Origin of the sequence: Flavobacterium maritimum (genome assembly GCF_040049085.1) — a bacterium.
Classification (GTDB): Bacteria; Bacteroidota; Bacteroidia; order Flavobacteriales; family Flavobacteriaceae; genus Flavobacterium; species Flavobacterium maritimum.
Genome location: NZ_JBDLZY010000004.1, coordinates 476,346 through 497,671, shown reverse-complemented (window position 1 = coordinate 497,671; position 21,326 = coordinate 476,346). Strand labels below are relative to the sequence as shown.

16 protein-coding genes and 1 pseudogene are annotated in these 21,326 nt (G+C 33.7%); 7 read left to right on the top strand and 10 right to left on the bottom strand.

What is annotated here, in order from left to right; genetic code table 11:
* Positions 1-1,576, top strand: a 1,576-nt coding sequence (locus tag ABEB23_RS11510; protein WP_348812745.1) for an MBG domain-containing protein, incomplete at its 5' end; no start/stop codon positions are given.
* Positions 1,577-1,793: 217 nt separating this feature from the next.
* Here the strand turns inward: ABEB23_RS11510 and ABEB23_RS11505 are convergent.
* Entirely contained in the window at positions 1,794-3,119 is a 1,326-nt protein-coding gene (locus ABEB23_RS11505) for an ammonium transporter (protein ID WP_348812744.1), read from the bottom strand.
* A gap of 294 nt (positions 3,120-3,413) precedes the next feature.
* Complete coding sequence (locus tag ABEB23_RS11500) at positions 3,414-3,791, bottom strand: PH domain-containing protein (RefSeq protein WP_348812743.1); 378 nt, start codon at positions 3,789-3,791, stop codon at positions 3,414-3,416.
* Positions 3,792-4,131: 340 nt separating this feature from the next.
* On the opposite strand from ABEB23_RS11500, the gene ABEB23_RS11495 reads away from it, so the two are divergent.
* The 3 genes from ABEB23_RS11495 (at position 4,132) to ABEB23_RS11485 (ending at position 7,690) form a co-directional block, all read left to right on the top strand.
* Positions 4,132-5,121, top strand: coding sequence for a Gfo/Idh/MocA family protein (locus ABEB23_RS11495; RefSeq protein ID WP_348812742.1), 990 nt, complete (start codon positions 4,132-4,134; stop codon positions 5,119-5,121).
* Between the two features lie 81 nt (positions 5,122-5,202).
* On the top strand, positions 5,203-6,738 hold the full coding sequence (locus tag ABEB23_RS11490; RefSeq protein WP_348812741.1) for a YifB family Mg chelatase-like AAA ATPase: 1,536 nt from the start codon (positions 5,203-5,205) through the stop codon (positions 6,736-6,738).
* 127 nt (positions 6,739-6,865) lie between these two features.
* Complete coding sequence (locus tag ABEB23_RS11485; protein ID WP_348812740.1) at positions 6,866-7,690, top strand: hypothetical protein; 825 nt, start codon at positions 6,866-6,868, stop codon at positions 7,688-7,690.
* Between the two features lie 285 nt (positions 7,691-7,975).
* Here the strand turns inward: ABEB23_RS11485 and ABEB23_RS11480 are convergent, their stop codons facing one another.
* Positions 7,976-9,265 carry a DEAD/DEAH box helicase gene (locus tag ABEB23_RS11480; protein ID WP_348812739.1) on the bottom strand — a complete coding sequence of 430 codons (1,290 nt, stop codon included), beginning with the start codon at positions 9,263-9,265 and terminating at the stop codon, positions 7,976-7,978.
* Positions 9,266-9,379: 114 nt separating this feature from the next.
* On the opposite strand from ABEB23_RS11480, the pseudogene ABEB23_RS11475 reads away from it, so the two are divergent.
* Positions 9,380-9,487: pseudogene (locus ABEB23_RS11475) on the top strand (magnesium chelatase subunit ChlI family protein); the annotation flags it as partial.
* 66 nt (positions 9,488-9,553) lie between these two features.
* Here ABEB23_RS11475 and ypfJ read toward each other — a convergent pair.
* The 7 genes from ypfJ to panB all read right to left on the bottom strand — a co-directional run bounded on the left by ypfJ (position 9,554) and on the right by panB (position 19,214).
* Positions 9,554-10,414, bottom strand: coding sequence for a KPN_02809 family neutral zinc metallopeptidase (ypfJ, locus tag ABEB23_RS11470; RefSeq protein ID WP_348812737.1), 861 nt, complete (start codon positions 10,412-10,414; stop codon positions 9,554-9,556).
* Positions 10,415-10,514: 100 nt separating this feature from the next.
* On the bottom strand, positions 10,515-14,432 hold the full coding sequence (locus ABEB23_RS11465; protein WP_348812736.1) for a PAS domain S-box protein: 3,918 nt from the start codon (positions 14,430-14,432) through the stop codon (positions 10,515-10,517).
* A gap of 253 nt (positions 14,433-14,685) precedes the next feature.
* Positions 14,686-15,474, bottom strand: a complete 789-nt coding sequence (locus ABEB23_RS11460) for a DUF2189 domain-containing protein (RefSeq protein WP_348812735.1) — start codon at positions 15,472-15,474, stop codon at positions 14,686-14,688.
* Between the two features lie 39 nt (positions 15,475-15,513).
* Positions 15,514-16,251, bottom strand: coding sequence for a nitroreductase family protein (locus tag ABEB23_RS11455; protein ID WP_348812734.1), 738 nt, complete (start codon positions 16,249-16,251; stop codon positions 15,514-15,516).
* Positions 16,242-17,570 (bottom strand): aldehyde dehydrogenase, encoded by a 1,329-nt coding sequence (locus ABEB23_RS11450; protein WP_348812733.1) that lies wholly within the window; start codon positions 17,568-17,570, stop codon positions 16,242-16,244. Before ABEB23_RS11450 ends, ABEB23_RS11455 begins: the two co-directional genes overlap by 10 nt.
* 75 nt (positions 17,571-17,645) lie before the next feature.
* Positions 17,646-18,341 carry an RluA family pseudouridine synthase gene (locus tag ABEB23_RS11445; protein WP_348812732.1) on the bottom strand — a complete coding sequence of 232 codons (696 nt, stop codon included), beginning with the start codon at positions 18,339-18,341 and terminating at the stop codon, positions 17,646-17,648.
* Positions 18,342-18,395: 54 nt separating this feature from the next.
* Positions 18,396-19,214, bottom strand: a complete 819-nt coding sequence (gene panB, locus ABEB23_RS11440; RefSeq protein ID WP_348812731.1) for a 3-methyl-2-oxobutanoate hydroxymethyltransferase — start codon at positions 19,212-19,214, stop codon at positions 18,396-18,398.
* A 204-nt stretch (positions 19,215-19,418) separates the two neighbouring features.
* Between panB and ABEB23_RS11435 the strand changes: the two genes are divergently transcribed.
* Positions 19,419-20,531: a sensor histidine kinase gene (locus tag ABEB23_RS11435; RefSeq protein WP_348812730.1), complete on the top strand. Its 1,113-nt coding sequence runs from the start codon at positions 19,419-19,421 to the stop codon at positions 20,529-20,531.
* A complete protein-coding gene (locus ABEB23_RS11430) occupies positions 20,524-21,210 on the top strand; it encodes a response regulator (RefSeq protein WP_348812729.1) in 687 nt (228 codons plus the stop codon). Before ABEB23_RS11435 ends, ABEB23_RS11430 begins: the two co-directional genes overlap by 8 nt.
* Positions 21,211-21,326: the final 116 nt, after the last annotated feature.

The window sequence follows — 21,326 nt, the reverse complement described above, 5'->3', positions numbered from 1 at the left end:
TGCAACAGATGACGCAGCAATCACAGCTGTAGAACTGATCCCTCATATAACAGCAAACGATAAGCCGTATGATGGCGGAACAAGTGCAACTTTGAGCGCACAATGGGTAACGGGCATGGTAAACAATGAAACGGATGTTACCTTAATTGTAGGAGATAAAAGTTTTAACAATGCAAATATAGGCACCAGAACAGTTACCGCTAGTTCGTTGACACTTGGAGGAGCAAAAGCCGGCAATTATGTATTGGCAGTTTCAGCTACTGCAACAGATGACGCAGCAATCATGGCTCTTCCAATTACAATTACTGCTAACCCCCAATCAAAATATTGTGGGCAAAATGATCCTGAATTTACTTATGAGATTTCAAGCGGTACATTAGTCCTTGGAGATGTCTTTACTGGTTCACTGTCCAGAGAGTTTGGAGAAAGCGCTGGTCCAAGTTATCCTATTTTACAAGGTTCACTTACATTAGGTAACAATTATGATATTACATATATTGGGGATAACCTTTCTGTTTTAGGTGTGCTTTTGGATGCAAGCGGAAGTAGTTTTACTGTTCAGACGGGGGGCACAACAGCTACATTGAAAGCTTTTGTAACGGCGTCACCTAATGGAAATTCAGCTAACAATGTAAATGTTTCTTTTAAAGTTTTCGACGGAATAAATCAAACAGTAGCTTCAGGATCTGCAATCTCTGGAGTTAACGGTGTAAACGGTGAAGCATCACTGGATATAAATATATCTTCCTTACCAATAGGACTTTATAGAGTAGAGGCAGTAGCCGGTTTAGCTTGCTCTTCATCAACAGGATATATGACAATTTACGATCCTAACGGAAGTTTTATAACTGGTGGTGGTTGGATTACCTCTCCTGCAGGAGCATACGTAGCAGATCAATCATTGACAGGGAAAGCCAATTTTGGATTTGTATCCAAATACAAAAAAGGGTCAAATCTAGTAGAAGGGAATACGGAATTCCAGTTTAATGCAGGAAATTTCAATTTCAAAAGTAATTCGCTTGATACTGGGACATTAGTCATTTCTGGTGCAAAAGCAACCTACAGAGGAGTAGGAACAGTAAATGGTTCTGGTAATTATGGATTCATGGTTTCTGCAATCGATGGACAAATCACAGGTGGTGGTGGTATTGATAAATTCCGTATTAAAATATGGAATATTGCAACCGGAAATACAGTGGTTTATGATAACCAGATTGGTTCTGCCGATAATGTAGATGCGATAACAGCACTTGGCGGTGGTTCTATTGTAATACATGAGGTTAAGAAAAAAACAACAAAAGTTTCAACACTTGCAGAAAAAACGGTGGAACCAATTTTGTTCAATATAAAAGCTTACCCCAATCCTTCAAACCAATATTTTACTTTAGAATTAGAGGGAGCCAGTAACGAAAAAGTTGAAGTAGTGGTGTATGACGTTCTAGGCAGATTGGTAAAACATATAGAGAAAAATGACGCTGAACCAATTTCGTTTGGAGAAGATTTTCCAAATGGCGTCTATATTGCGATAACTAGTCAGGGTGTTAACAGAAAAACACAAAGACTGATAAAACAGTAAGGTTGTTTCACATATTTTAATTAGTAATAAGGCCATTCCACTTAAAAAAGGGATGGCTTTTTTAGGAGTATCAAATACTATTTATCTTTCACATAAGTTATAATGATTATGATTTTTAAACGTCTGAATTTTTTGCATTGTGAAATTTAGAATTGAGTACAAAAAAAAACAGTCTGAAAAATATTTTCCAGACTGTTATTTTTATTTATAAAAGAGTTTACAAATACTCTCCGTGTTGAGAAATATCTAATCCTAATTCTTCTTTTTCTTCACTAACTCTTAATGGAGTAATTTTATTAACAATAAAGAATAATGCGTAAGAAGCAGCAAATGCAAAGATAGAAACTAGAACAAGTGCTTTTAATTGGATTAAAAACAAAGTAGCATCACCAAAAATTAAACCTTGATTATCACCAACAATTGGGTTTATGGATTTTGAAGCAAATACACCTGTTAAAAGCATACCAACCATACCACCAACACCGTGACAAGCGAATACATCTAAAGCGTCATCAATTTTACCTTTAGGAAATTTACTTACTACAAGGTTACTTACCATACTAGCAATAATACCTATTGTGATTGCATGAGGGATGCTTACAAAACCAGCAGCAGGAGTAATGGCAACTAAACCTACAACTGCACCGATACAAGCTCCCATAGCAGATAATTTGTGTCCTAAAATTTTATCAAGGAATACCCAAGCCATTGCAGCAGCAGCAGCAGCAACTGTAGTAGTTCCTAATGCTTGAGCAGCCAGTCCGCTAGCACCTACAGCAGAACCTGCATTGAAGCCAAACCATCCAAACCATAATAAACCTGTACCTAATAATACATAAGTAATACGTGCAGGATTAACTTTTTGTACTTTTCTTTTTCCTAAGAACATGGCTCCGGCAAGAGCAGCCCAACCAGCACTCATGTGAACAACAGTTCCACCTGCAAAATCTAATACTCCCATTTTAAAGAACATTCCATCAGGATGCCAAGTCATGTGACACAATGGAGCATAAATTACTAATATAAACAAAACCATAAATAACAAGTAAGCCCAAAAACGAACGCGTTCTGCAAATGCCCCAGTTATTAAAGCTGGTGTAATAATTGCAAATTTTGCTTGGAAAAATGCAAATAATATTAAAGGTATAGTTGGAGCTAATTCCCAGGCGGTGTTCGCACCTACTCCTTGAAAAAGCATATTTGAAGACGGATCACCAATGAAACCTCCTATTGTAGGTCCAAAACATAATCCAAATCCAATTAATACCCATAATACAGTTACAATTACCATAGCCATAAAACTTTGTAACATAGTACTAATTACATTCTTTTTGCCTACCATACCACCGTAGAAGAATCCTAAACCTGGAGTCATAAGTAACACCAAAGCTGAAGCAACTATCATCCAAGCTGTATCTCCAGTATCTAATTTTAATTCAACAATGTGTGCTCCTAATGTTGCAGATTCTGTAACAAAATAATTAGAAAATAAGGTTAGTACCAAAATTGTGATTAATATCACGCTTAAAATAATCTTTCGCATAGTTTTTAGTTTTAAATTTTGATAAAAGTATAAAATGATTTTGATATACCCGGTTAAAAACAAACTCAAATATTTAATTTTTACCATTTTTTCAATATGACCCCTAAAATTTTAAGGGTATAGTATAATTAAATGTTGAAAATTGTAATTTGTCAATGAAGGTTCGATGAAATAATGATTTTTTCTCTTATTTTCTTTTATTTTATAGGGAATACTCTCTTTTAAAACAAAAAAATGTACTTATTTGATTAAAGAATAACAATAAGTACATTTATTTTGCATTTCGAATAGATCTTATTTTAGGATATGCTGACTTAAAATTCTGTAAACTTCATTGATGTTATTGCCACCTTTTCCAAATTGCTTGACAATTGGAGTGTCATCATTATTGAGCCAAATTTTTAGTTCTGCATCTAAATCAAGAATCCCGGCGCTTTCTTTTGAGAATTTTTTAATATTGAAATATGGTATCGACATATAGTCTACTTTAGTGCCCACTAATTGTTTTTCTACTAAGATTAATCTCTTGTTGGTAAAAATAAACATGTCTTTAATAAGCTTGTATGCTTTTTCGATTGTTTCCCCTTCAATTAGGATAGGCTCGAACTCTTTTGCAACGTTTTCAATATTTACTTCTGATGCATTGCCTAGAATGGCATTGAATATTCCCATAGTTTTATTTTTTTAGATTTACTTAATTCAAAAATAAATTAAATAAGCTTTTGCACTGCCTATTCTTTTACTAATTTGAAGTATACATTTATAAAATTCTAATTTTTTTATAGCAAATTATTGAATATCATAATTAAAAAGTATTTGTTTTAAACAGGATAACTTTAACAAATCAAACCAATTTTCTTGTTTTTTTAAATATTTGATTTCAGTATAATTAATGCCGAAACTGTATATTTGAATTCAAATCGGACGGGCTTAATGAAATGCTGATTTAAGCATATTTTATTGAAATGACGTATAAAGATAGTGAAGTTTTCTTTTTTTTAACAAAAAATTTATGAAAGATACTGTAAAAGTAAAATGGGGAATAGTAGGTTTGGGTAAAATTGCACATCAATTTGCGAAAGAGTTGTTGCTTATTGAGGATGCAGAAATTACTGCCGTAGCATCTAGGAGTCTTGAAAAAGCAACTGATTTTGCTAATAAATACAATTGCAAAAAAGCGTATTCGTCTTATGATGAAATTTTTATAGACGAAAGTATTGATATTCTATATATAGCAACACCACACAACTCTCATGCTGAGTTAAGCATTAAAGCATTACAGAATAATAAGCATGTACTCTGTGAAAAACCTATTGCATTGCGATATGAGGAAGCTTTAAAAATGATTGAGGCATCGAAGGAAAATAGTAAATTTTTAATGGAAGCATTTTGGACAAGATTCAACCCCTCAGTTAAGGAAGCAGTTGATAAAATAAGAAATGGCGAGATTGGTGAAATTAAATATATTAATGCTGATTTTGCCTTTCAAGTTAAAAAGTTTGGGGAGGACAGAATGACTGATATTAGCTTAGGCGGTGGCTCTCTTTTAGATATTGGTGTTTATCCTCTTTTTTTAGCCTATTTGATATTAGGAATACCATCCGAAATAGTTGCCAATGCTAATTTTCATGAATCAGGTGCAGATTTACAGACTTCCATGATTTTGCAGTTTCCAAATGCACAGGCAATTTTGCATTCGAGTTTTGTTTCATCTTCGAATATGGAAGCAACGATAAGTGGAAGTGAAGGCCGAATTATTTTGAATTCAAAGTGGTATGAAGCACAATCCTATACTTTAATCAAAGATGATGTAGAAGTTGTGTGTAATTTACCAACTAGAGGTAAAGGATATACACACGAAATAGAAGAATGCCATAAATGCATAAAGGAAAATAGAATTGAAAGTCCACTATGGTCGCATCAAAATAGTTTGGAGCTTATCAAAATAGTGGATGAAATCAGAAGTAAAATAGGTTTAGTTTATCCTTCTGATGTATCCTAAATGATTATTTTGTAAGATAATTATTTCTTTTTTATTAGTTTTGACTACATTTGTTTTCACATTTAGACAAAACTATTTTGTATGTTAATTAAAGTTTACGGAAGTGCAGTTTTTGGAGTAGAAGCGACGACTATTACTGTCGAAGTCAATATGGATAAAGGTATAGGCTATCATTTAGTAGGTCTGCCTGACAATGCCATTAAAGAAAGTAGTTATCGAATTGCAGCGGCTTTGAAGAATAATGGCTATGCCATGCCGGGAAAAAAAATTACAATCAATATGGCTCCAGCCGACTTGCGAAAAGAAGGCTCGGCTTACGATTTGCCTTTAGCAATAGGGATTCTGGTAGCTTCAGCCCAAATTAAAGCAGATGAAATTGACAAATACATCATCATGGGAGAACTTTCTCTCGACGGCAGTTTACAACCTATCCGTGGCGCTTTGCCTATTGCCATAAAAGCAAAAGAAGAAGGTTTTAAAGGTTTTTTTCTTCCAATACAAAATGTAAAAGAAGCTGCTATTGTTGCCGGTTTGAATGTTTATGGTGTTGAAAATGTGCAAGAGGTCATTGATTTTTTGGAAGGAAAAGGAACTTTACAACCCACCATAATTGATACGAGGGCTGAGTTTTATAAGACTTTAGATTTTCCGGAATTTGATTTTTCAGATGTAAAAGGGCAGGAGAGTATTAAGCGTTGCATGGAAATCGCAGCAGCTGGAGGGCATAACATTATTTTGATAGGTCCGCCAGGTGCCGGTAAAACAATGCTTGCCAAACGGTTACCCAGTATTTTACCACCAATGACTTTACGGGAAGCATTAGAAACGACAAAAATTCATAGTGTTGCCGGAAAACTGAAAGAAGTAGGGCTGATGAATCAACGTCCGTTTAGGAGTCCACATCACACTATTTCAAATGTTGCGCTGGTCGGAGGAGGAAGTTATCCGCAGCCCGGAGAAATTTCTATGGCACATAATGGTGTTTTATTTTTAGATGAATTACCTGAATTCAAACGGGATGTTTTGGAGGTAATGCGCCAGCCATTGGAAGATAGGGAAGTGACTATTTCTAGAGCTAAGTTTACCGTTACTTATCCTTCTTCTTTTATGTTGGTTGCGAGTATGAACCCAAGTCCTAGTGGTTTTTTTAATGATCCGGATGCGCCGCAAACCTCTTCGCCGCATGAAATGCAGCGGTATTTAAGTAAAATTTCCGGACCATTATTGGATCGGATTGATATTCATATTGAAGTGACACCGGTTCCTTTTGAAAAATTATCCGATGACCGAAAAGCGGAAAGTAGCGTGGATATTAGAAAAAGAGTGACTTGTGCAAGAGAAATCCAATCCACTCGCTTTGAACAGATGGATACTATTCATTACAATGCGCAAATGAATACCAAGCAGATTCGGGAATATTGTGCACTTGATGATGACTCTAAACAATTATTAAAAACCGCCATGGAACGATTAAACTTGTCTGCTCGAGCTTATGACCGCATTCTCAAAGTAGCCAGAACAATTGCCGATTTGGATGCTGCACCACAAGTTATTTCCTCACATATTGCCGAAGCTATCCAATACAGGAGTTTAGATAGAGATGGTTGGTTGGGTTGATATCTATTGCTGTCCAAATTGAGATGTGCATGGACTGCAAATCCCGCTTATCGGGTTTATTAGGTGTTAGATGAAGTTTTGATATGTGAAATTGATTAACTAATTAATTATTATATATTTTTGTTAAATGAATATATCAGAAGAAACATTAAACTATATTTTCGGAGGCACTATAATTACGGGAATAGCTGCTTTTATTGCAATTACTACAAATTTCTTAAATATCACAGATCGATTTAAAAAATGGAAAAACGAAAGAAAAAAAAAGAAATATAAAAAATCATTCTACGAAAACAACCCCGATTTTAAATTTTCTCTTAATTACATATCAAATCCTCAGCCTGGTAAATGCATACTGCGAGCGAATTTATTAAATGTTTCAAAAGAAGTTAAATTTATTGAATCAACACAATATAAATTTGAGGATCCAAAAAACCCAAAAAAATATGAGCCCACTAACATGGTTATGGATGGTGAGAAATGGCCAAAGCGTTTGGAACATGGAGAGCACTTCTCGACTTCAGTAGATTATTCCATGATCCTTTTAAATGTGGTTTTTCAATATTGGCGTAAAGGATTTAAAGTTTATTGTACTTGTAAAAGTACCACAGGAGATTTTTTGCAATCAAATAGTATTGAATTTGATAAGCTTATGGATTTTATGGATCCAATCGATGAAAAATATAAAAATCTAGCTATGTTACTTTCAAAGAAAACCGGTGGTTCACAGCGAGATATTGAAGTGTCTCTTTGGCAACTTCAAATTTTTAAAAGACTAACTGTACATATTGCAAAACAATTACAGTATAATAATATTCCTATCGCTGAATATCTTATTACTGGACATGGATTAATTCCCCAAGAAGATATTTGGTATCATTGGTATATGGACATCGAGCAAAAACAAATTCAGCCAGAGGTTATTGAAGAATTTTTGGAAAGTCTTTTATAATATACCCGATCGCTCGGAACAGCACTAAACACATCAAGTTGAATAGTGCGGTGTTGCAAACGGTGTCCATACCATAAACGCGAGAGCGACTTTGTTTTTAAAAAACATTTGAATGCAAAGATCTTAAAAAAGAAAAACGTGTATTTTAGCCCCGATTGCAGTGGAAATCCTTTTCCTTTTTTGTTTAAAAAGGAAAAGATTGCAACGTAAAGCGGGACATATCTTCAAAAGAGACGAAAATTCTCTGCTCCCAAAAAATAATAAAACCCAACTTCTCAGATGAAATTATCTATTGGAACGTCTCTCATTATTTTGATTGGGACGTCTTGAACCAAAACTATTAGTACTGCTTCTGTTTGTATTGCCAGTTTTTGTTTTTTTGGGAGTTGAATTGCGCTGTTGTCTGCCTTGACCTTGTTTAATAGGTTCGGTTGATGCGTTAGGATCCGGTTCAAAACCTTTTATGTTTTCTTTGGGTAGTTTCAGGCCAACCAATTTTTCTATATCGCGCAAAAAAGTGGTTTCGTCCGGACTAAAAAGCGAAATAGCTTCTCCACTTGCACCAGCTCTTCCTGTTCGACCAATTCGGTGAACGTAATCTTCGGGAATATTTAGCAATTCAAAATTAATAACATGTGGCAGTAGTGGAATATCCAAGCCTCGAGCGGCAATATCTGTAGCAACCAAAGCGGTTAGGCTTCCGTTTTTGAAACCGGCCAAAGCTTTGGTTCTTGCGCCCTGACCTTTATTGCCATGAATTGCCGCCGCTTTTATGCCGGAACTAATCATGCTTTCAGTCAGTTTGTTGGCACCTTGTTTGGTTCGGGTAAATACCAAAATCTGTTTCCAGTTGCCTTCAGTGATAAGTTTAATTATCAATTCGGTTTTTTTCTCTTTTGCGACAGGATATATTTTCTGAATGATAGCATCGACAGTTGTGTTTTCGGGAGTGGCTTCAACTTGAATTGGATGGTGCAAAATACCCATTGCCAATTTCTTAATGTCTTTTGAGAAAGTTGCCGAAAATAGTAAGTTTTGTCTTTTTGGAGGCAATACTTTCATGACGCGTTCAATGTCTTTTAAAAAACCCATGTCCAACATGCGGTCTGCTTCATCCAAAACCAAAATTTCTACTTTTGAAAGCGAAATTAAACCTTGATTTTGCAAATCGATTAATCGACCAGGAGTGGCGACAAGAATATCAACTCCTTGACGCAATTGGCTTACTTGTGGGTTTTGGTTTACGCCACCAAAAATTACTGTACTTCGTAAATCTAAAAATGTACTGTATTCTTTTATATTGGCCAATATTTGTGCCGCTAGTTCTCTTGTTGGGGTTAAAATTAAAGCACGGATGGGTCTGTGTCTTAAGTGTTGCCCTTGTGATAATAATTGTAATATTGGAAGTGTAAAACCGGCTGTTTTTCCTGTTCCTGTCTGTGCCGATGCTAATACATCTTTACCTTCTAAAATTGGAGGAATTGCTTTTTGTTGAATTGGGGAAGGGGTTGTGTATCCTTTTTTGCTGATGGCTTTTAGTAAAGCATCAGATAGGCCTAATGAGTTGAATGACATAAATTGTGATTATGAAGTAAACCCTATTATTTAGTTTACTTCTTTAAGTTGGCGCAAAGGTAGTGCTAATTTTTTCGATCTGCCTTTGATTGCTTTACTTGTTTGCTTAAAGACAGAACAATTGCTGATTTGGATGCTGCACCACAAGTTATTTCCTCGCATATTGCCGAAGCCATCCAATACAGGAGTTTAGACCGTGACGGATGGTTGGCGCAAACTTAGTTTTGATAAATAATCTGCATAAAAAAATCGGGTTTTGATTCCCGATTTTTCAAATAGATTTTATGATTAATCAATTTCTGCAAAAGTATTTCCCTGTTTGATATCTCCAGTTTTATACCCTTTCATAAACCAATATTTGCGTTGTTCTGATGTGCCATGCGTAAAGGATTCCGGAACAATATGACCTTGTATCTTAGATTGTATGGCGTCATCACCTACGGCATGTGCCGCACTTAAGGCTTCATCCAGATCACCTTCTTCTAATATATCGTTCATTTTTTGATTATAATGCGTCCAAACACCGGCATAAAAATCAGCCTGCAATTCTAAGGCTACTGATAATTTATTGGCTTCAGCCTGACTTTTTCCCTCCTGCATCTGTCTCATTTTATTAGATGTGCCTAATAACGTTTGTACGTGGTGGCCTATCTCGTGAGCAATTACATATGCGGTGGCAAAATCTCCTCCTTCAGCGCCAAATCTTGTTTTAAGTTCCTCAAAAAATGCCAAGTCCATATATACTTTTTGATCTCCCGGACAATAAAAAGGCCCTGAAGCTGATGAGGCTACTCCACAAGCAGTTTCTACCCCACCACTAAACAAAACCAACCGAGGATTTTCAAATTGCATATTGTTTTCTTGAAAAATTCTAGTCCATACATCTTCGTTATCCGCTAAAATAGTTTTTATAAATTGTTGCTCTTCCAATTCCTTAGCTGTCAATTCTCGTTGTTCTGTAGGAGCACTTTGTCCCTGATTCATTTGTTCTAATATTGGAGTTAACATTTGGGCATTTTCACCTCCAAAAAGATTCAACAATAAAATAATTATACCAATAATTCCGCCACCCACAATAGTTTTTCCACCCGCTGACATTCCTCTACGGTCTTCTACATTATCGCTTTGACGTCTTCCTATCCATTTCATATTTTATATTTTGAAGTTATTATCTGAAAACAACACTAAGTTATGCTATTTTTCAATAAAAAGATATTGGTATATATCATAAATTAACATAAAGAAAAAATTATTTTGTCCATTTTAAGATGGTTTTTTCGATGATACCTTCCATTATAGGTTTAGAAATATAATCATTCATTCCTGCATTTCTGCATTTGTCTTTCTCTTCTTTTTCGGCGCCAGCAGTTATTGCAATTATCGGGACATCTTTACCAAATTCTAAATTACGTATTGCTTTTGTAGCTTCATAGCCATTCATGAAAGGCATTTGAATATCCATAAAAATAATATCGGGACGGATGGTTTCAAATTGAATGACGGCATCTTTGCCATTTTGAGCTTCATAAATAGTGGCATCAGAAAATAAATTTTTAATGATAGTTTTGAGTAGTAGCATATTGATTTTGTTATCTTCTACTATCAGTATTTTTAATTTTTTTTGTATTTCAGCTATTTCAACATTTGTCGTTTTAGTATCAGCAACGATATTTTCAGTTTTATTTGCTTTCTCTGAGGTTCTATTGCTTGTTTTTAAATTTAAATCAAAGTAAAACGTACTTCCATGGTTTATACTGCTTTCAAGTTGCAAATGGCTATTCATTAACCCTAATAATTTGTTTGAAATGGTAAGACCTAGTCCCGTACCTCCAAATTTTCTGGTGGTCGAAGTATCTTCTTGTGAAAAAGCCTGGAAAATTTTCTTTTTATTTTCTTCTAATATTCCAATACCGGAGTCGATAACCGCAAAACGAATGACCGTTTCAAAATCACTAATTTTTTTAATAACGGAGACTTCCAATTTTATAGATCCTTTTTCAGTAAATTTAACCGCATTGGCCAAAAGATTAACTAGAATTTGCTTTAAACGAACAATATCAACCCATAAAAATTTTGGTACATCTGATTCTATTTTTAGTTCAAGATGTAGTTTTTTCTGATTGGATTGATACAGAATTAGATCAATAATTTGACTTAATATGTCATCAATTTCATGTTCTTCAACAAACAGATCTAATTTACCGGCTTCAATTTTTGAAAAATCAAGAATATCATTTACAATATCCAATAAGGAGTTAGCCGATTGATTTACGGTTGTCATATACTTTTCCTGGGTTCTTCCAAGATTTGTTTTCATTAGTAAATCAGTAAAACCAATAATACCGTTTAATGGAGTTCTGATTTCGTGACTCATGTTAGCGAGAAACTCTGATTTTGCTTTATTTGCCGCTTCCGCTAATTCTTTTGCTTTAATGGCCTCTTCGGTTTCTTTTTGATTGGTTATATCAAAGTAAATACCTCCAACATAATCAATTGCTCCGTCTTTTTTGATTGCATCGCCAAATTCTTCAATCCAGATATATTCACCGGATTTTTTCTTTATTCTATAAATAGAATGGATCGGTTTATTATTTAATATGTCACGGGTTTGATTTTCTATCACCTTATCTTTATCATCCGGATGGATTAGAGACAAAAAGGACAATCTATTATCAAGAAAGTCGTTCTTTGAATACCCTGTTAGCCTTTCAATTTCGTCATTCAAAAATACTTTTGAAGACTGCTCATCAAATTTTGATAAATAAACAGTTCCAGGTATATTATTGGCGATTAATTTAAATTTTTCCTCGCTTTCGTATATTTTGGCTTCATTTTTATTTCGTTCCAAAGCCGACGAAATGTTATTGGCTAGCGTTTGTAGGATATAAACTTCCTCATTCGTCCATTTTTTTTCAAAGGAACAATCATCAAAACCAATAAAACCTGATAATTGATCTTTTATATATAAAGGTAAAATGAGAATGGATTTTATTTCATTGTCAATTAATAATTTTTTAAAAAAGGAATCTTTTAGCTTACGTGTAATAGCTTTAAAGACCTTTCTCTTTTTTGCTTTAGCGATAATTTCCTTTAAGTTTTCGTGCGTAAAACTTTGTAATTCAGTAATTTGAAGTGTTACGCCTTTCTTTGACCACTTGAATCTTTGATTGATTAAATTCGTTTGAGGATCATTCGTATAGTAGTAGATATGATCGGCTTTAGTGGCTTCTCCAATAATCTGATAGGTCTCCAGAAACATTTCGCTAAGGCTCTTGCTTAGCAGAAATTTTTCAGTGCACAAAGCCATCGCCGAGAGAAGTTCTGTTTTGTATTCGAGCTTTTTCTCTGCTTTATAGCGTTGTTGTGAAGTTATTGCTAATGAAATGATATCTGATATCGTTCTGGCAAAATTGATGTCTTCATTATCCCAGTTTCTTCTGATCAATGTGGTTTCTAAGCTAATAATTCCTGTCAATTCTCCACTAATATGAATGGGAATATCTAGCAATGATTTGATTGAATTCTCCAGAAAATATTTTGCTTTAAATTCAGAGATATCTGATTTGTTAAAGACATCTGGGGCGCTTATTAAAGGTTTGTTTTTTATAGAATTAAAATAGATGGGGAATTTTTCTTTTTTTAAAATTATTTTATCGGCATAACTATCAGAATCCAATTTATAAAAATGATTAGTGGAAATGGTTTCCTCTGTATATTTCCAAAAACTAATTCGGTTTATATTAGCTGCTTTTGCAGTAGTTTCAAGAATAATTTTTATAACGGTATCAAGACTTTTGTAATTATTGAAATTAATGTTGGATAACTTTTTTATTGTTCTTTCATACTTTTCAATCTTTTTCTGACGTATTTTATTTTCGACTTCAATATTTTTTAATTTGGTTATATCCCTGGCAATACCAGAATAGCCAATAATTTCACCCAAATCATTTCTACGAATAATTACTTTTTGTGAAATCCATAATTCCTTTCCGTTCTTTTTTATTAATGGAAATTCAACGGTTGGGAAATCATTTTCCTTTTTTTCTAAGCTTTCATAAAATGACATCATACTGGTGATGTAATCCGGTCTTATGAACTCGGAGTAATTATGGCCAATGATTTCTGATTCTTTATAACCCAAAGATTTAATGGTGAAATTATTGATGAAAGTAAAATCACCATCATCATTTACTTCAAAAATAATATCATTTGCTGATTGAATTAAATTTTTATATTGATCCTTTGCTTGAATTTGTTCTGTAACATCTTGTCCAATACCAATAACCAAATCATCTGAAAATTTTTTATCTTTCCATTGAATGAATTTATATTCTCCGTTTTTACATTTTAATTTTCGGATATATAACTTGTCGTCCGTATAATTGAGATGATAATCCTGGCCTATAAAATCAGGATCTTCGGTAAGTTTCCAAAAACCTAATCCCATAACTTCCTCCGTCGTATAGCCCAAAATTGAGGTCACGGTTTCACTGCAAAAAGAAATTTCTCCCATTCTATTGCTGGCAATAGTGAGCGAATTTCCCTTATTTACAATCTCATTGGCGAATTGAAATTTATCAGTTATGTTAACTAAAGAAATATGTCTGACGTAGTTGATAATTAATGTAATTATCGAATAGTTTACTAGAACAATAATCGTTTTTAAGGGAACTAATTCAAATAAGAAAATGGCAATCAGAAAAGAAAAGGTAAAGCCAACTAGAATCCAATATAATTTTATGGGTCTAAAAACCGTATAGGAGAAAAAGAAGAATATTACGAAGGAGACAATAGGGATTATATCATTTGGAAATACGATAAGATTACGCGCCACCAAAATGTAATACAGGACATAAATGCTAAGGAAACAAAACTTTATATTATTATAGAAAAAAGTGGATTTTTTACTCAAGTAATAAATCAACAAAATAAACAAACCTACAAAAGTATTCTGTATTAAAAAGCTTTGAGACCTTACTTTAAAAATTTCGAAAGTAATTTCAATTATGAAGGTTATCAGACCAATAAACAAGAGATAAAGCTGATATTCCTTATTGAGAGAATTAGTAACGGTTTTATTTTCAATAAATTGACTTTTTAATTTAGATTCAATTCTTAAAACATAATAAACCAATACTATAATTGAGCTTACCAAAGCGAGCAGCATAATCCATAATTTTGGATTATTATGTACTAAATCTATGTAGTTTATTTTGACAGCATAAGGGGCAAAACAAAGAGATGTTTTGCCTGTACATGATGATAAGAATAATATGCTATAGTACAATACCATAGAAATATCGGGCTTAGGTTTTCAGAAATTTGATTTAAGGTCTTATCTTTATTTTCAAGTACTTACAATACTATTTTAAAGAACCACAATATAATAAAAAATTATACAATGTGGTTCTTTATTTTGATTACTCCATATTAGAACCAATTTCTTCAATTTCGCTATCTGTTTCTATTCCAACTATGGCGCAATAAATAGCATAATGCATCGAATACATGAATGGGATGGTAAAAAATATCCCTATGCAACATCCGATAAACCCTACCATAGAAGCTATGAAAGAAACAAATAACAATAAAATTAATATCCAAGCCTGTTTTAAAACAATAGAAAAACTGGTTTTTATGGCATCGATTGCTTGTAGATTTCCAAAAACAATTAACGGAATTGTTAAGAAGGTTAAAAAAGAGATTATTATTGAAACTAACATACCAACTAGTTCAATACTGGCAAGCTCAACTAGTGTTGAAATACCGGAACTAGCAAGACCAATCAGAAGAGTAGCCGTAAAAATTTCTTTAAAATAAGGCGCCTTATAATATTCAAAAAAAGTGGAAACGTGAAATTCATTGTCTTTTTCTGCGCAATCAGCCATTTTAAGAAAGCCGGCAGTAAAAGGACCTAATAGTGCCGCTAGCAATGCCCCAATAAGTAAATAAACTACTATGAAAATTCCGGAAAGGTTTTCAAGTCTGAAACTTTCAAAAAAAGTCTTGTCCAAAGCTGCTATTCCAAAAATTGAAGTTATTATTCCAAAAGCCAAGACACCAATAATAACCGAAAAAACAAATAATACTAATCCGGCGTAAAGTGCTATTTTTTTATAATTCTCGAAAGCATGATTAAAAACGTCCCCAAAATCGAGGTTGTAACCATTATTCTTGATTTCTTCAATTCTTTCTGTAGTTTGTTTCATAGGGGTAATTTGGTATTAGTTATTAAGGTTAATTTAAGTTTATATTTTGAAATAGATTTCTTCGAACGGAACTCTAAAGCGTTCACCATAAATACCATTGTCGTCTCGAATTCCACATCCGATAATCATGTTTATTTCTGATGATGTTGGTAAATTAATTATTCTTTTTATTCTAAGGGAATCAAATCCTTCCATGGGGCAGGTGTCATAGCCAATAGCAGCCATACTAATCATAAAATTTTCAGCGGCCAGACCAGCGCTCTTGTGTGCTACAATTCGCATATCACTGGCTCTGGATTCTCTATAAATGGGTCTGAAAATTCCAATAAATTGGAAAGTGATATATTTTAGGAGTCCTAAGATTCCTAAAAAGTCAATATAGAGTGAGGGAACTATTTTTTGATAATAATTTATGGCAAATTTTTCTCTTTTAGAATATTCCGATTCGGGTTTATCTCCAAATTTGGATTTCAAATAGGTAATGTTAGATTGTGCTCTTTTTTTCCATAGATCCTTTCTGGCTACAACAACAACAATTTGTTGTGCTGTTTTAGCCGCATTCTGATTGAAACTGGCAGATGCGATTTGCTGGATAGTTTCCGGGGAAACAATATGGTAAAATTCCCAAAGCTGCATATTGCTGCTGGTTGGAGCCAGAGCCGCCAATTGAATACATTCCCTAACTTTTTGTTCATCGATGGTTTCACTCTTGAAAACTCTTACAGAACGCCGATAGTGAATGGCCTCACTCACTGACTTTTCGTTGATTACAGCCATTTTAGTAGTTTCTTTATTGATTTTAATTTATCCTTGTAGGGAGCATAACGCATTGGCAAATCTAACCAATTGGCTTTTTTTACAATTCCTTTTTTGTGTGAGAAAACATCGAAACTCAAACTCCCGTGAACCGCACCAATACCACTGTGACCTATTCCGCCAAATGGTAACCTTTTATTTGCAAAATGAACTAAGGTATCATTAATGCAACCGCCTCCAAAAGAATAATCGGTGATGATTTTTCTGTAAAATAATTTGTTTTCGCTGAATACATAGAGAGCTAGAGGTTTTTCATATCGGGAAATGACTTTGCTTATTTCAGATTCATTTTCATACGTCAGAATTGGTAATAATGGACCAAAAATCTCGTCTTGCATAATCAAGCTGTCAACATCTGATTCGTCAATAAGAGTAGGGGAGATGTATCGATTCTCAATATCTGATTGGCCACCAAAAATTACTTTATTTTCATCAATCAGATTGACTAATCGCAACCAATTTTTAGCATTTATAATTCTGGCAAAATCAGGTGATAAAGCAGGGTTTTCTCCATACGCTTTGGTAATTTCGGTTTTCATATAATCAACAAAATGACTTTTCATGTCTTTCTGTATCAGGATATAATCAGGAGCAATACAGGTTTGACCCGCATTGATGAATTTTCCCCAAACAATTCTTTTAGCAGCAAGTTTTAAATTGGCAGTTTCATCAATAATACAAGGGTTTTTTCCGCCCAGTTCAAGTGTCACAGGCGTTAGGTTTTCGGCAGCGGCCTTTGCAACTATCTTGCCCACTGAAACACTGCCTGTAAAAAAGATATAATCCCAGCGTTGTGAAAGCAGTTTTTTTGAAACTTCATGACCACCTTCTTTTATTTCTACATGAGTGATGTCAAATGTTTTTCCAATGATTTTTGCAATTATTTCAGATGTTTTGGGGCATAGTTCAGAAGGTTTTAAAACTACTTGATTTCCAGCCGCCACAGCTGATATAAGCGGGGAGAGTGCCAATTGAAAAGGATAATTCCAGGGCGCAATAATTAATACTTTCCCGTACGGTTCTTTGTAAATATAATCTTTGGACGGGAAATTTAGTATGGAAGGAATTACTCTTTTGGGTTTCGCCCAATCATGAAGGTTTTTTATGGTGTCCTTTAGTTCTGAAATGACATAATTGGTTTCTGTAAGTACAGCCTCAAAGGCAGGTTTATTGAAATCATCGTGTAAAGCTTGAACAACTTCATTTTCATGGATGAGAATGGTATTCAGTAACTTTATTAAGACTTCTTTTCTGTATTTGACATTTGTTTTATAATCCATCTTAAAAATCAGCTCGTTTATACCATGCAAGTTAATTTTTAAAATTTAAATAAAAGACTATTCATTCATAAAAAATCACAAGGCATTCCAAACTACTTCATTGGGAGTAGGAGCAACGATTGTTATAATTTCTTTGGTAACAGGATGAGTGAAAACCAATTTTCGGGCGTGCAAATGGATACCGCCATCAGGATTGCTTCGATCAAAACCATATTTTAAATCCCCTTTTATCGGTGAGCCAATAGCAGAAAGTTGGGCTCGGATTTGATGATGCCTTCCTGTATGAAGATTGATTTCCAAAGCAAAATAATTATTCAGTTCCTTTATGATTTTATAATCTAAACTGGCTAATTTACTATCAGGAACTTCCTTTAAATGTGCTTTTGAAGTATTGTTTTTTTCGTTTCTTTTCAGAAAATGAACGAGTTTATCTTCTGTTTTTGAGGGTCTGTTTTTTACGATTGCCCAATATGTTTTTTGGGTTTCCCGATTGCTGAACAATTCATTCATTCGCGTCAATGCCTTACTGGTCCGGGCAAAAACTACAATCCCGGTGGTTGGTCTGTCCAATCGATGAACCACGCCAAGGAATACCTCACCGGGTTTATTGTATTTTTGTTTAATATATTCCTTAACAACCTCACTCAAAGGTTTGTCACCAGTTTTATCTCCTTGTACAATGTCGCCTACACGTTTGTTCACCACAATAAGGTGATTATCTTCGTGAAGAATTTGTAAATTATCTTTTGTGGAAACTATTTTATTGGACAAGGGAAAACTGTTTGATTTTATGTTAAACTGAACACCGAGATTGAATATTGTATGCTAATACTGCTCACTCGCATTAGGGAAATCACTCGATTTCACATCTTCAACATATTGACTAATAGCCTTTGTCATTCCTTCATATAAGTTCATGTAACGACGTAAAAATCTTGGACTAAACTCATTATTCATTCCCAACATATCGTGAATTACAAGTACTTGACCATCAACTCCTCCTCCGGCACCAATTCCAATAACAGGAATTGAAATACTTTTGGCTACTTTTTCGGCCAGATGAGCAGGAATTTTTTCTAAAACAAGTGCAAAACAGCCTAATTTTTCAAGTAACTTAGCATCTTCCATCAATTTTTCTGCTTCTTCTTCTTCTTTGGCACGAACAGTATAAGTTCCAAATTTATAGATAGATTGTGGTGTTAAACCTAAATGCCCCATAACTGGAATTCCGGCATTCAATATCTTTTTGATAGATTCTTTTATTTCTTTTCCACCTTCAAGTTTTACTGCATGTCCGCCACTTTCTTTCATAATTCGAATCGCTGAACGTAAAGCTTCTTTCGGGTCTGATTGATAGCTTCCAAAAGGTAAATCTACCACAACTAATGCTCTTTCAGTCCCTCTAACAACTGAAGAAGCGTGATATATCATTTGGTCTAAAGTAATTGGCAAAGTGGTTTCATGTCCGGCCATTACATTTGAAGCTGAATCACCTACCAATATCACATCAATTCCGGCAGTATCAACAATTTTAGCCATGGTATAATCATAAGCAGTAAGCATGGAGATTTTTTCACCATTGGCTTTCATTTCAATTAAGGACTTGGTGGTTATTCTTTTGTAATCTTTTTTTGAGACAGACATAGTGATTTACTATTTACAGATATTAAAAATTTAATTTAAAGCTGTAAAAGTAGTGAAATTGAATTATTAAGAGGATTAGTTGATTTGTTTTTTGCGAAATAAGCAAAAGAAATCTTTATAAAATCTTTATATCCCGCTTCTATATATTATAAAATACTTACAACTTATCATTTAACTTTGTATTGTTAAATTTAGATAGTCATTGTGAAAAGTATTTTAAGTCAAATAAAAACAAAAAATCAATACCTAATAAGTATCATTTCAGTATGTACAGTAGCCTCTTTATGTTTGTTTACAAGAGATTATCTGGATTATAAATTTGTGGGCTATTTGCTATTGGTAGTAGTTTCTTTGTTGGCAATATTTCTCGATATTTTTCCTGTATTATTGAGTGCATTCCTGAGTGCCTTAATTTTGAACTTTTTATTTATAGAACCGTATTATACATTTCATATTAGTAATGCAGAAGACTCTTTATTGTTGTTTTTGTTTTTTCTAATTGCGCTGATTAACGGTGTTTTGACCCATAAAATAAGAAAGGCTGAAAAAATATTGCAAATTAAAGAACTCAGGGTAAATACCATGAAACTATACAATGCATTATTAGATTCACTATCTCATGAATTGCGAACGCCAATATCGACTATAATGGGATCAATAGATACAATACAAAGTAAGTCATTAACTATTTCTGAAGAGAATAAACAAAAATTGTATTTAGAAATCGAAAAAGCCTCTTTGCGATTAAATCATCAGGTGGAGAATTTACTGAATATGTCCAGATTGGAATCGGGTGTAATAAAACCCAAAATGGATTGGTGTGATTTAAAAGAATTGGTTTACAATGTTTTAGATAGTTTGAAAGAAGATTTACAATTTCACAAAACCGAAGTTATTATTGATGAGAATTTACCGCTTTTCAAGTTGGATTATGGTTTGATGGAACAGATTATTTATAATTTGATTTTTAATGCTTCACAATACACTCCAAAAGGGGCTAAAATTGAAATTAAAATAGAATATAATGTTGATACCGATTTTGAATATAATCCAGAAAAATTAATGCCATGTGTAATTACCATTGCAGACGATGGGAAAGGTTTTCCTAAAGACGAAATAGATAAAGTCTTTGATAAATTTTACAGATTGCAAAATTCAAAAACAGGGGGGACAGGTTTGGGATTATCCATTGTAAAGGGATTTGTTGAAGCTCAAAATGGTAGAATTACCTTAGAAAACAAAGAAGAGGGGGGATCGATTTTTAAAATGTATTTCCCTGCATTAGTAATGAATACAAAAGAGATTTCAAATGAGTAATTCAGCAGAAATATTAATCATAGACGATGAAATTCAAATTAGGAAGCTACTCGAAATCGCTTTAGGTTCCAATGGATATAAAACTATTTTTGCTGTAAATGCAAAGGAAGGGATAATGCTTGCTGCTAATCATCAACCGGATCTAATCATACTAGATTTAGGTTTACCGGACGAAGATGGCCAGATTGTTTTAAAAAGATTAAGAGAATGGTATAAAAAACCCATCCTGATTTTAACCGTAAAAAACACCGAAGAAGAAATTGTAAAAGCACTTGATAATGGTGCCAATGATTATTTAGCAAAACCTTTTAGAACCCAAGAATTATTAGCTAGAATTCGAACTGCCTTAAGGAATTTATCACAAAATGAAAATGTACCGGTAATAGAATTTGGAGAAAACACAATCGATTTTACTTCTAGAAGTGTCAAATCAAAAAATGAGATTCTGAAATTAACAACCACAGAATATAATTTACTTTCAATTTTGATAAAAAATGAAGGAAGAGTACTTACCCATCAATATTTACTGAAAGAAGTGTGGGGCCACAGCTATTCTGATCAAACCCAATATTTGCGTGTTTTTGTCGCTCAACTTCGAAAAAAGATTGAGGAAGACCCCAACCGGCCAAAATTTATAATTACAGAATCCGGTGTTGGATACCGTTTTAACACCAGCTGATATTCATAATATTTAAACGATTCCTGTTTAAGTAGTAATTACAGAAAAAGAAGAAAATCATTATATCGAATGCTCAAAACATCTCGATACGGATTTCTATTGTCTAATAATTAATA